Source organism: Embleya sp. NPDC056575 (assembly GCF_042793325.1).
In the GTDB taxonomy this organism is placed as follows: domain Bacteria; phylum Actinomycetota; class Actinomycetes; order Streptomycetales; family Streptomycetaceae; genus Embleya.
Genome location: NZ_JBHTVA010000028.1, coordinates 63,761 through 76,012, shown reverse-complemented (window position 1 = coordinate 76,012; position 12,252 = coordinate 63,761). Strand labels below are relative to the sequence as shown.

11 protein-coding genes are annotated in these 12,252 nt (G+C 71.9%); 1 reads left to right on the top strand and 10 read right to left on the bottom strand.

Annotated elements, in window-relative coordinates; genetic code table 11:
• Positions 1 to 96: 96 nt before the first annotated feature.
• The 3 genes from ACFRCG_RS22935 to ACFRCG_RS22925 all read right to left on the bottom strand — a co-directional run bounded on the left by ACFRCG_RS22935 (position 97) and on the right by ACFRCG_RS22925 (position 2,778).
• Positions 97 to 834: a polyprenol monophosphomannose synthase gene (locus ACFRCG_RS22935; RefSeq protein WP_380034182.1), complete on the bottom strand. Its 738-nt coding sequence runs from the start codon at positions 832 to 834 to the stop codon at positions 97 to 99.
• A gap of 193 nt (positions 835 to 1,027) precedes the next feature.
• Complete coding sequence (locus tag ACFRCG_RS22930; RefSeq protein WP_380034180.1) at positions 1,028 to 1,780, bottom strand: SDR family NAD(P)-dependent oxidoreductase; 753 nt, start codon at positions 1,778 to 1,780, stop codon at positions 1,028 to 1,030.
• Positions 1,777 to 2,778 carry a methyltransferase gene (locus ACFRCG_RS22925; protein ID WP_380034178.1) on the bottom strand — a complete coding sequence of 334 codons (1,002 nt, stop codon included), beginning with the start codon at positions 2,776 to 2,778 and terminating at the stop codon, positions 1,777 to 1,779. Before ACFRCG_RS22925 ends, ACFRCG_RS22930 begins: the two co-directional genes overlap by 4 nt.
• Before the next feature lie 87 nt (positions 2,779 to 2,865).
• Between ACFRCG_RS22925 and ACFRCG_RS22920 the strand changes: the two genes are divergently transcribed.
• Positions 2,866 to 3,843, top strand: a complete 978-nt coding sequence (locus ACFRCG_RS22920) for an aldo/keto reductase (RefSeq protein ID WP_380034176.1) — start codon at positions 2,866 to 2,868, stop codon at positions 3,841 to 3,843.
• A gap of 295 nt (positions 3,844 to 4,138) precedes the next feature.
• On the opposite strand, the gene ACFRCG_RS22915 is transcribed toward ACFRCG_RS22920, so the two are convergent.
• From ACFRCG_RS22915 to ACFRCG_RS22885, 7 genes are all read right to left on the bottom strand, one after another.
• Positions 4,139 to 5,167: an aldo/keto reductase gene (locus ACFRCG_RS22915; RefSeq protein WP_380034175.1), complete on the bottom strand. Its 1,029-nt coding sequence runs from the start codon at positions 5,165 to 5,167 to the stop codon at positions 4,139 to 4,141.
• Positions 5,168 to 5,233: 66 nt separating this feature from the next.
• A complete protein-coding gene (locus ACFRCG_RS22910; RefSeq protein WP_380034173.1) occupies positions 5,234 to 6,361 on the bottom strand; it encodes a zinc-binding dehydrogenase in 1,128 nt (375 codons plus the stop codon).
• A 51-nt stretch (positions 6,362 to 6,412) separates the two neighbouring features.
• The gene (locus ACFRCG_RS22905; protein WP_380034171.1) at positions 6,413 to 7,285 is read right to left on the bottom strand and encodes a branched-chain amino acid ABC transporter permease; all 873 of its coding nucleotides are present in this window, start codon (positions 7,283 to 7,285) and stop codon (positions 6,413 to 6,415) included.
• A gap of 34 nt (positions 7,286 to 7,319) precedes the next feature.
• Positions 7,320 to 8,498, bottom strand: coding sequence for an ABC transporter substrate-binding protein (locus ACFRCG_RS22900; RefSeq protein ID WP_380002563.1), 1,179 nt, complete (start codon positions 8,496 to 8,498; stop codon positions 7,320 to 7,322).
• Between the two features lie 128 nt (positions 8,499 to 8,626).
• Positions 8,627 to 10,441: an ATP-binding cassette domain-containing protein gene (locus ACFRCG_RS22895; RefSeq protein ID WP_380034169.1), complete on the bottom strand. Its 1,815-nt coding sequence runs from the start codon at positions 10,439 to 10,441 to the stop codon at positions 8,627 to 8,629.
• A complete protein-coding gene (locus tag ACFRCG_RS22890) occupies positions 10,438 to 11,238 on the bottom strand; it encodes an ABC transporter ATP-binding protein (RefSeq protein WP_380034168.1) in 801 nt (266 codons plus the stop codon). Before ACFRCG_RS22890 ends, ACFRCG_RS22895 begins: the two co-directional genes overlap by 4 nt.
• The gene (locus ACFRCG_RS22885) at positions 11,235 to 12,185 is read right to left on the bottom strand and encodes an alpha/beta hydrolase (protein WP_380034166.1); all 951 of its coding nucleotides are present in this window, start codon (positions 12,183 to 12,185) and stop codon (positions 11,235 to 11,237) included. The genes ACFRCG_RS22890 and ACFRCG_RS22885 overlap by 4 nt, the downstream gene beginning before the upstream one ends.
• Positions 12,186 to 12,252: the final 67 nt, after the last annotated feature.

Sequence of the window (12,252 nt, the reverse complement as noted above, 5' to 3'; positions counted from 1 at the left end):
GAAGCCCCGGTCGAACCGGCCGCGGGGCGCCGAAAGCCCCGGCCGGTTCGGCCGGGGCCCGGGTACGCCGGCCGCGGCCGGAGCGAGGTCGCGCCGTCAGCCGACCTTGCGCCCGAAGCGCAACTTCCATGGCGTCAGGGCGGATTCGATCTGCACGGCCAGGCTCATCTTTGACGCGCCCTCGGCCCGTTCCTCGAAGCGGATCGGCACCTCGACGATCCGCAGCCCGCGCTTGACCGTGCGGTGGTTCATCTCGACCTGGAACGAGTACCCGTTGCTGTGGATCGACGGCAGGTCGATCGCCCGCAGCGCCGACGCCCGCCACGCCTTGAACCCGGCGGTGGCGTCCTTCACGCCCAGCCGCAGGATGGCGTTGACGTAGTGGTTCGCCCACGTCGACAGGAGCTTGCGGTACCAGGCCCACTCCGCGGCGGTCGAGCCCCCGCGCACGTACCGCGAGCCGATCACCACGGCGGCGTCGCCGGTGCGCAGCGTGTCGAGCATGGTCGGGATCACCGAGACGGGGTGCGAGAGGTCGGCGTCCATCTGGATCACCACGTCGGCGCCCTCGTCCAGCGCGCGGGTGATCCCGGCGACGTAGGCGCGGCCCAGCCCGTCCTTCTCCTTGCGGTGCAACACCCCGACGAACCCCGAGGACTCCGTGGCGAGCTTGTCCGCCACCTCGCCGGTCCCGTCGGGCGAGTTGTCGTCCACCACGAGCACGTGCAGGTTCGGCAGGCCCGACTCCGCGAGCAGGCCGACCAGAACGGGCAGGTTCTCCCGCTCGTTGTAGGTGGGAACGACGACGACGATCCTCGCGAAGGTCTCTACCACGATCCGGTTCCCGCGCGATCTCCCGGAACATCGCGCGGCGGCGCCCAGGCGCCGGCGGACGACAGGTCTGTATGCATGAGGCGCGAGTCTATCCGCGCACGGGCGCCCGCCGTCCGCACCCGGGCGGCGTGTCCGCCCGCGTGCGGCCGGCCGCACGGCGACCGGGGGCGGTAACCGGTCGCCGTGGCCGGGCTCAGACCAGCAGTTGGCCGCCGTCGACCTGGACGATCGTGCCGGTGATGTGCGCGGCGGCGGGTGAGGCCAGGAACACCGCGAGCGGGGCGACGTCCTCGGGGACCGCGATGCGGCCGAGCGGGATCCGGGACTCCCACGCCCGCCGGGCCTGCGGGTCGTCCATCAGGCCGGCCGTCATCGGGGTGTGCACCGGACCGGGCGCCACGCCGTTGACCCGGATGCGGTGCGGGGCCAGTTCGATCGCGCCGGTGCGGGTGAGCGCGTCCACCGCGGCCTTGGTGGCCTCGTAGTGGCCGAGACCCGCCGTGGGTTGCCGGGCGCCGATCGAGCTGATGTTGACGATCGCCCCGCCCGTGTCCTCGGCGATCATCCGGCGGGCCGCCGCCGCGGTGACGGTGAACGTACCGCGCAGGTTGACCGCCACCACGGTGTCGAACACCTCGATCGGCAGGTCCACCAGGAGTCCGCCGCCGGCGACCAGGCCGGCGTTGTTGACCAGGACCGCGAGCGGGCCCACCTCCGCGAGCACCCGATCCAGGGCCGCGGCCACCGACGCGGGGTCGGTGATGTCCATCGCGACCGCGGTGCCGCCGATCTCCCCGGCCACCTTGTCGGCCGCGGCGGCGTCGATGTCGGCGATCACGACCCGGTCGCCGCCCTCGGCGAAGGCCCGGGCGACGGCCGCGCCGATCCCGCTCGCGCCGCCGGTGACCACGACCACGCGGCCCGGCCGCGCGTCCGGGGCGGTCATCGGGCCTCCGCCACGATCACCCGGGGGCTGCCCGGCAGTTCGAGCACATCCACCGGATGCCAGCCGGCCTCGACGAGCCATTCCTCGACCTCGGCCCGCGGATACACCGTGGTGCCGTCGATGACCAGGTACTCCCCGGCGTGCAGCGTGTCGATCAGGCGCGGCGTCCCGGTCGGCTCCAGGAAGAAGTCGAGCAGCAGCAGCCGGGCCCCGGGCTCGGCGGCCTTGCGCGCCGCCGCCACGATCCGCCGATTGTGCTCGGTGTCGAAGCGGTGCACCACGTGTTCGAGCAGCACCAGGTCGAAACCCGTGGGCACCTCGCCGGACAGCGGATCGCCGCCGACGACCTCGACCCGGTCCTCGACGCCGGCGGCGGCGAGGGTGTTCTCCGCGTGCCCGACGAGGTCGCCGTCGGACATGAACGTCGCGGTCAGCTCGGGGTGTGCGCGCAACGCCTCGGCCAGGAACGAGCCGGACAGCCCGGCCAGGTCCAGCACCCGCCGGTGGCCGCCGAAGTCGTAGCACCGCACCAGCATCGCCGCGTGCAGCGCGTTGTAGGTCATCACGCCGCCGAGGAAGGTGCCGAGCCGGTCGCCGCCGAGGTCCAGCGGGGCGGGGCGGGCGGTGCGCGAGGTCTCGCCGAAGCCGAGCCAGTGCGGGTAGCTGACGCCGTCGAGGAAGGTCAGGAACGGGCGCAGGTCCACGCCCTCCCCCGACCCGGCAAGATGGTGCGCGGTGGCGGGCGAGTTGGCGTAGCCGGCGTCGCCGCGCTCCAGCAGGCCCAGGCCCACCATGGTGTCGGCCAGGATCAGTGCGGTCCGCGAGGGCAGTCCGGTGCGGGCGACGATCTCGTCGAGCGGCGCGGGGCCGTCGGCCAGGGCCGCGAACAGTCCGGCCTCGCCGGCCGCGAACAGCTGCTTGGCGGCCATGTATCCGATCGCGACGTCGACGATGGGGGCCGGATCGACCGCGGCCCGGGCGTCCGAGGGAACTGGCATGCGGATCTCCTCGAGGGCAGGAAGTTGGTATCTGGAATGCTATATGATTACCGATGCCATCAACAATGTCATCTTCGTGGAGGACTCGTGACGCGCTCCCCCGGCAGCAGCCCCGTGCCCCGTCGTCGCCTCGGCGCGCACGGCCCCGACGTACCGGTCCTGGGCCTGGGCTCGTGGAACACGTGGGACCGGATGCGTCCCGCCGACGCCGTCGCGCTGATCCTGGACGCGCTGGAGCACGGCGTGGAGTTGTTCGACGTCGCGCACTACGACATGGGCCCGCACGCGGAGAACGCCCGCACGGACCTGATCTTCGGGGAGGCGATCCGCGAGGCGGGCGTGGCCCGCGAGGACTGGTTGTTGTGCGGCAAGCTCTGGCTCTGGGAATACCCGAAGAAGGGCTTCGCCGAGCAACTGGACGTCGCGCTGGACCGGATCGGCACACACCGCGCCGACCTGGTCGTGGTCGGCGACTTCTTCGGCGAACTGCCCATCCCGGCCGTGGTCGCCGACGTCGCCGAACAGATCGCGGCGGGCCGGTTCACCGCGTGGGGCGTCAACAACTGGTCCGCGCGCGACGTGTGGACCGCCCGCCGGTTCGCCGCCGCCGAGGGGCTGACCCCGCCGACGTTCGCCCAACTCAAGTACAGCCCGGCGCGCCGGGCGGTGGCCGAGGGCGCGCCGTTCGCCGAACTCTTCGCCGACGGCATGGCGTTGCAGGCGTCCGACGTCCTGGAGGGCGGCATCCTGGCCGGCAACCCGCATCCGCAGCGCAAGATCGGCGCCGACCCCGGCAACCTCCGCGACCACATCCGCGAGGTCTACCCGAAACTCGCTCACGCGGCCGCCGAGTTCGACGCCTCCCCCGCCCAACTGGCCATCGCCTTCTGCCTCACCCACCCGGCGGTCGCCACGGTCCTCTTCGGCGCCAGCCGCATGTCCCAGTGGCAGGACAACCTCAAGGCATTGGACCTCGTCACCAAACACGGCACCACCCTCCGCGACTCCCTGGCGGACGTCTGGGTGGACGCCGACGCCATCGACCCGGCAGCCTCCGGCACCTGACCCGACAGCCCCTCCGCCACACAAAACCACCCCACCAACACCAAACCCCGGCCGGCGCTTGAGGCCACTCGAGTCAACCGACACCAAACGTCAGCCGACCTCCACAGCCCAACCGGCGTTCGAGGCCACCCCAAATCAACCGAAACCCAACACCGGCCGGACTCCCCCTCCAGCCCGGCCGGCGCTTGAGGCCAACCAAATCAACCGAAACCCAACACCGGCCGGGCTCCCCCTCCAGCCCGGCCGGCGCTTGAGGCCAACCCAGGTCAACCGACACCCGACGTCGGCCGAACGCTCACGGCCCCTCCGGGGACACCACCTCGCGGTCCGCGTAAAACGGCACGAGGCGCGCCCGCAACGCCGTCGCCCCGACCTGCTCCAGCAGCCGCAACCCCCCGATGTTGTCGGCCAGTTGCGACACCCTCGTCGCACCGAACAGCACGCTCGCCGTCGCCGGATGCGACAGCGCGAACGCCACGCACACCTGCGCCGCCGTCGCGCCCAGATCCGCCGCCACCTCGGCGATCCCGGGCGCGGAGGCGATGATCCGCTCCCGCACCCCGCCCGGATCCCGTCCGATCTCCCGCGCCGGCGCCACCCTGCCCGCCAGGATCCCGCCCTCCAGGACATCGGACGCCTGCAACGACAGCCCCGCCGCGAACAGTTCCGCGAACGGCGCACCGTCCGCGATCGAGCGTCGGCACGGGCTGTACTTGAGCTGGGCCACCTGCGGCCCCGGCGACCCGGCGGCCAGCGCGTGCCCCCCGATGGTCCGAATCGCGGTCGCCGACCAGTTGTTCACCCCCCAGTGCCCGATCAGCCCGCTCTTCTCCAACTCGGCCAGATCCCCCGCCAGTCGGGCCAGATCCAGATCCGGATCCCGGATGTCCCCCAGGATCGCCAGGTCGGCATGGTCCGTCCCGGCCCGGAACATCGCCCGCTCCACCTGCTCGCGCAACGACTGCGCGGGATACCCCTCCAACCAGATCTTGGTCGACAACTGGTAGTCCGTACGGGCCAGTCCCGCCGCCCGCACGATCGCCGAGAACAACACGTCGGTGAACACCGGTCGCTGCCCGGGGATCCCGTACACCGCGACGTCGAAGAGGTTGACCCCCCACTCCACCGCCTGCGTGACCAGGTCCACCGCGTCGTGGAAGTCCATCCGGTCGTAGGTGTGCCACGACCCCAACGACAACAGCGGCACCTGCGGTCCGTCCGCACCCAACCGACGCCGCGGCACGATCGCGTCGGAGCCCGCACTCCGCGCGCCGGCCTCCGACGCCGCGGCCTCCGACGTCGAGTCCTTCGAAGTCTCACCCATCGCAATGGTCCTTTCGGCACCGCGAACGTCCTCGCGGGCCATCGATCTCGGGGACGATACGGGACGTCACGGCAGCCAGGGGTGCACGACCGCCTTGACCTGCTCCTGCCGATGCATCGCCGCGAGCGCGTCGGTCGCGCCCGACAGCCCGACCGGAGCGGCGAACAGCCGATCCCACGCGAACCGGTCACGGAAGTCGCGCAGGAACTCGACGGCCCGGTGGTAGTCGCCGACATCGCCGTTGAGCGAGCCGACGACGTTCAGTTCCTTGCCCATCACGGTCCCGAGCGGCAACCGCTCCGGGGTGGGACCGGTACTGCCGACGATCACGAACGTGCCGCCGAACGCGGCCAGATCGACCGCCTCCGCGCCCACCCCCGGCGCCCCGGCCAGGTCCAACACCAGGTCCGCGCCACGCCCCCCGGTGGCCTCCTGTACCGCCTCGCGCCGCTCGGCCGCGTCGACCGACAGGCCCAGGGTCAGGTCCGCGCCGAACTCCCGGGCCAGGTCGAGCCGGGCATCGGGCGCGCCGATCGTGATCACCGTCCGGGCCCCGCTCGCCCGCGCCATCGCCCCGGCCACGATGCCGAGCGCCCCGGCGCCCTGTACCACCACCGACGCCCCGGGCCGCACCCCGCCGGCCCGATCGAACGCGTGCAGCACGGTCTTGACCGCGCATCCCGCGCACGCGGCCCAGGCGTCCGGCACGTCGTCCGGGATCACCACCTTCTCCGCGCGCGGCCCGACATAGGCGAACTCGGCCAACCCGGCCGTGGCGTACGGCCATTGGTCCGCGCGCTGGCGGAAGCCATAGCCCCGGTCCACGCACCCCACCGGCCGGCGCAGCACCGTACAGGCGTAGCAGGTCCCGCACGTGGACTCGGACCAGCCGATGCGATCGCCCACCCGCAACACCCGGCCGAGCGCGTCGGTGGCGCCCACCCCCACCGCCTCGACGGTGCCGGTCATCTCGTGGCCGAGCACCATCGGCAACATGCCCGGGAAGCTCATCGCGCCGCGCCACAGGTGCACGTCGGTGGCACACAGCGTGGCGCAGCCGATTCGGACCAACACCGCGCCGGGCTCGCAACGTTCGGGCAGCCCGATCTCCTCCAGGGTCAGCGGTTCCTCGTGCGCGCGCAACACCGCGGCGCGGGTGGAGCCGTCCGGGACGGCCCGGGTTCCCATGATCATCAACGCTCTCCGGTTCTTTGTGTCATCGACTGTGCGCGCATCGGGTCCGGCTCATCGGCTGTGCGCGGTGTCCCACACCTCGTGCCGGCTGCGCCACCACAGCAGCACCAGGATCACCAGGAAGGGGATGACGCCGCGGTATTCGCGCACCTCGCTCAACGAGGCGGAGACGCCCTCCAGGCAGCCGAGCAGCAGCCCGCCGCCCAGGGTCAGCGGCAGATTGCGGAACCCGCCGACCATGGCGACGGCGAGCGCGGTGACGATCAGCTTGCCCAGGGTGGAGAAGTCGCCGCCCAGGCGCGGCGCGACCAGGATGATCACCAGCGCGGTCAGCGCGCCGATCGCCACCCACACCGCGGTGGCCAGGCGCGGCGCGGAGATGCCGACCACCTGGGCGGTGCCGGGCCGCTCGGACAGCGCCTGCAGGCGCAGCCCGACCAGCGTCCGGCGCAACATCACCTCGACGCCGACGGTGATCGCCACCGCGAAGGCGAGCGAGACCACCACGGCCCAGGACACGACCACGTCGCCGATCCGGAACACGGCCCCGTCGAAGGGCGCGGGGAAGCGGCGCGCGCCGGTGGAGGTGGCGCCGAACAGCCGCAGGCCCACCGCCATCACCGCGACGTACACGGCCACCGTCACCGCGGCCTTGGTGCGCTCGTTGTGCTCGCCGAACCAGCGGATCAGCACCGCGCCCAGCACGCCGGACAGCGCCGCGCTGACCGCGACGCCCAGGAACAGCGCCGGCCACACGTTCAGGCCGTCGTCGGTCAGCGACACCATGGTGAAGGCGCCCATCGCGCCGACCGCGGCCATCGCGAAGTTCACCACGGCGACGAGTCGGTAGGTCAACACCACGCACAGCCCCAGCAGGGCGTAGCCGCCGCCGCTGCTCAGGCCCGCGATCACAGAGTTCAGCATGTCGACACCTCGTTCTCGGGCGATCCGCGCGGGGCTACTTCTTGCCCGGCACGATGAAGCCTTCGGGCAGTACCTGCCACTTGCCGTCGACGGCCTTGACGAACCGGCTGCCCTGGACCGGGTTGTGCTTGTCGTCGGGGCCGAACACCCAGGGGGAGCCGACCATCGGGTAGTCGATCGGGCTCATCTTCTTGAACGCCTCGGTGACCGTCTTGCGGGTGATGTCGCCCTTCATGCCCTTGAGCACCTGGACGAAGACGTCGGCGGCCATCACCGCGCCCTGGCTGAACGCGGTGCGCTGGATGCCGCGCTTGTCCATCAGTTCCGCCCAGCGCGCGTTGCCCGGCAGGGTGGTGTCGGTGTACGGCTGCCATTCGGTGCCGACGTAGGCCCGCATGCCGGAGGGCACCAGCTTGGCGTTGGCGTCGGTGTAGCTGTTCGCGCCCATGATGAAGTCGACGTTTTGCATGCCCTGGGTCTGCGCCTGAGCGAACCAGGGGCCGACCTGCGCGTTGTAGAGCACGGCCTGGCAGCCGGCCTGCTTGGCGGCGATCAGGTGCGGGGTGGGGTCGCCTTCGCCCACGGCGGTGTCCTTGGCGGCGAGTTGTTTGCCGGTGAGGGTCTCCCACTCCTTGATCGCGTCGCTGATGCCGCCGCCGCTGCCGGGCAGGGTCGTGTAGTAGAGACAGACCTTGTCGTGGTGCAGCGTCTCGGAGGCGTAGTAGAGCATCGCGGTGAGCAGTTTGAACGGGCCGGGGTTGACCGGTGCGATGTCGGGGCTGTTGAAGCACGCGGGGTCGACGCCGACGGCCGGGATGGAGACGATCTTCGCGGTCTTGTACGCGGCGCGGTTGACCCCGCAGTCGACCGCGCTGGAGGAGCCGACCAGGGCGACCACGCCCTTGGACTGCACGAGTTCGACCTCGTTCTCGGTGGAGCGTTGCGGGTTCATCGCGTCGTCTTTGCTGATCAGTTCGAGTTTGCGGCCGTTGATCCCGCCGGCCGCGTTGACCTCGTCGAAGACGGCCTTGACCGCCTGCGGGACCTCGGGGGTCTGGAACAGCCCGGTGATGCCGTTGATCGAGCCGACCTTGATGGCGCCTTTGGTGGAGCCGCCGTCGTTGCCGTCGTCGGCGGCGCAGGCCGTCGCGGCGAGGGTGAACGCGAGCGCGAGCACGGCCGCGGCCGGTCGGCGCACGAGGGAACGCTTCATGGGAACGTCCTTGTCTTCGTGGGGGGATGGATCGGCACGGGGTCGATCCGGTCGAAGGCATGCCGGGGGGATCCGGGTCGGCGGCGCGAGCGGGCGCCGGCCCCGGGGGACGGTCGGGCGGTCGGGGTTCAGCCGGTCGGGGTGACGATCGCGGTCGCGGGGACCGCGCCGTCGGGGGTGTCGGAGCTGCCGAGGTAGGCGGCGGTGACCGCCGGGTCGCGCAGGACCTGTTCGGTGGGTCCGGTGGCGATCACGTGACCGAAGTCCAGGACGGTGACTTCGCGGCAGGCGACCCGCACCAGTTCCATGTCGTGTTCGACCAACAGGACGGACACGCCGTAGCGTTCGGGCACCAGGGCCAATCGTTCGGCCAGGCGCCGGGATTCGGCGGCCGACTGTCCGGCGGCGGGCTCGTCGAGCAGGGCCACCGCCGGTCGGGCGGCGATCGCGGCGGCGACGTCGAGCAGGCGCCGGGTGCCGGCGTCGACGATCGAGACGGGCAGGTCGCCGACCGGACAGCCGAAGAATTCGAGCAGTTCGTCGGCCTCTGCCCGCTCCAGGCGGCGGCCGGCGCCGATGTCGAGGTATTCGTACTGGGTGAGTTCGGGTGCGATCAGTGTGGTCTGGAACGTGCGGCGCAGGCCGCGTGCGGCGCGCACCTGCGGGGCGAGCCGGTCGATCGGCACGCCGTCGAGGCGGACCGTGCCGGGGAGGGTGCCGAGGAAGCCGCCGACGGCGGAGATGAAGGTGGACTTGCCGGCGCCGTTGGGGCCGATCAGGCCGACCACGGCGCCGGCGGGCACGGTGAGGTCCACCGCGTCGAGGGCGGTGACCGGGCCGTAGCGCACGGTCAGGCCGGTGACCTCGAGGGCGGGCCCGGTGCCGATGGTCCGGGCCGGAGCGCCGACGGTGCGCTCCGTGGGCGGGCCCGCGTCGGCCCGTTCCCGGTCGGCCGCCGGGGTGGCGTCGCGTTGTTTGCGGGCCTTGGCCAGGCGTTTGCGGTTGCGGGTGAAGTCGGTCTGGCTCATTCCGCTGCGCAGCGCGAAGATCGGCACGATGCCGAAGACGATGCCGCCGAGGTCCTGGGGCAGTCGGACCTTCTCCAGGATGGTGGCCATGGCGGCCCCGAACACCCCACTCATCAGCGCGCCTTCGGGGTGGTGCGGGCCGATGAGGATGGCGATGGCGAACAGGGTGACGGATTGGCCCATGGCGAAGTTGCCGGCCACCACCAGGCCGAGTTGGCCGGCCATCAGTCCGCCGCCGACTCCGGCGACGAAGGCGCTGATCGCGAACGCGGCGAGTTTGCTGCGGGCCACCGAGATGCCGTGCGACGCGGCCATGCGTTCCGAGTGGCGCAACTCCAGCCAGGATCGGCCGAGTCGGGTCTTGTCGAGGGCGGCGAGGGCGAACGCGATCACGGTGAAGACGATCACCACGAGCACGAAGTAGTTCGCGTTGGTGCTGAAGGCGGCGGGTCGGGCCACGGTTTTCAGTTCCTCGGTGCCGGGGAACTGCTTGGCGCCGAGCACGATGTCGGTGGAGACGGCGGCGCCGAAGGTGATCACCGCGAGGTTGACCCCGCGTACCCGCAGCGCGGGCAGGCCGATCAGCATGCCGACCGGGGCGGCGGCGAGGCCGCCGAGGACCACCCACACGATCAGCCCGCCGGGGGCGTCGGCGAGGTTGAGCCGCATCACCACCCATGCGCCGATCGCGGCGAAGGAGAGTTGGCACAGGGACATCACGCCGGCGCGGCCGACGATCACGCCGTAGCTCTGCATGACGACGGCGCCGATCACGCTGGTGATGGCGAGATAGAGCCAGTAGGGCGACAGGATCGCGGGGACGGCGACGCAGGCCAGGGCGGCGAGCGCGACGCCGATCGCCGCGCGGCGCGGGTCGACCAGGTCCGAAAGGGTCTTCGCGGCCCGGGACTTCATCGGGTGCCACCGCCGATCGGGGTGTCGAGCGGGTGTGGGTCGGGGTCGGCGGGCACCGGCTTGCCCGGGTCGGGGGTGGTCGAGCCGAAGTAGTACTCGTGCAGTAGCTCGTGCCGGCCGCGCAGGTCGGCGCAGGGTCCGTCGTGCACGATGCGGCCCTTGCGCAGTACGTAGGCGTGGCTGCCGACGTCGAGGGCGAGGTTGGCGAATTGCTCGATGAGCAGTACGGCCAGGCCGGCGGCGGCGAGTTCGCCGACCACGCGCATCAGCCGGCGCACGATCAGCGGAGCCAGGCCGAGCGACATCTCGTCGACCAGGACCACCTTGGGGTCGGTGACCAGGGCGCGGCCCAGTACGAGCATCTGCTGTTCGCCGCCGGAGAGGTGGCCGGCCTGGAGAGTGCGCCGGCGGGCCAGTTCGGGGAAGAGCCGGTAGACCTGTTCCGGGTCGCCCGCGCCGGCCCGGGCGACCAGGAGGTTCTGTTCGACGGTGAGGGTGCGGAAGGTGGTGCGGGCCTGTTCGACGTAGCCGACGCCGGCCCGGGCGCGTTTGTACACGGGCAGCTTCTGCACCGGGCGGCCGGCGAGTTCGATGGTGCCGGCGGTGGTGCGCACCAGGCCGGCGATGCCGTCCATGAGGGTGGTCTTGCCCGCGCCGTTGGCGCCCAGGAGCACGGTGACCGCGCCGGGGGCCACGTCCAGCGAGACCCCGCGCACCACGGGGATCTCGTCCCGGTCGATGTCCACCTCACGCAGCCGCAACACGGGTTCGGTGCCGGCCGGGCTCACGGTGCTCACCGCGCTCTCCCGTCGAACGTGTCCCGCAGCGCGCGGATCACCAGGTCGTGCGCGCGCCGTGCGTCGGTGAGGTCGGTGGCGAGCAGGCCGAAGAAGCCGTGGATGAGCCCGTCGAAGCGCACCACCTCGACCGGGGTGCCGGCCGCGGCCAGCGCCCGCGCGTACTCCTCGCCCTCGTCGCGGAGCACGTCGTATTCGGCACCGAGCACCAGCGCCGGCGGCAGGCCGGAAAGGTCGTCGGCGCGCAGCGGCAGCAGGTAGGGGTCGGTCAGGTCGGCGGCGTCGCGCGGGTACTGGGTGAAGAACCAGTCCATGCTCGCCTTGGACAGGAAGTAGCCGTCGGCGAAGTCCCGGTAGGAGGGCCGCCCGTCGTCGGGATGGCCGACCACGGGCGAGACCAGCACCTGGAGCGCGATCGGCGGGCCGGCCAGGTCCCGACTCATCAGCGCGACCACGGCGGCCAGGTTGCCGCCGGCGCTCTCCCCGCCGACGGCGATCCGGTCGCCGTCCACGCATCGGCGCGTGCCGTCTCCGTGCAGCGCGCGCACCACGGCGTAGCAGTCCTCGGCGGCGGCCGGGTAGGGGTTCTCCGGGGCCAGCCGGTAGTCGACCGAGACCACGACCGTCGCGGCGCCGGCGCACACGGTGCGGCAGGCGTACTCGTTCTCGTCCAGACAGCCGATGGTCCAGCCGCCGCCGTGGAACCAGACGAGTGCGGGGAAGGGACCGGCCCCCTCGGGGGTGTAGATCCGGACCGGGATGTCGCCGCCGGGCCCGGGAATCGTGGTGTCCTCGACGGCGCCGACCGTCGGCAGGTCGGCCGGCATGGTCCAGGTCTGCGCGAAGCCCTCGCGCATGGCCTGTGCGTCGAGGGCGAGGGGGGCGGGGCCGGATTCGCCGATCCGAGTGCGCTCGATGATCTGCTGGGCTTCCGGATGCAAGGGCACCGTATGCCTCCCAATCGACTCGCAAATCGTATCTGATTGCGTGTACGGTATGGGCTCTCGCAGGGCC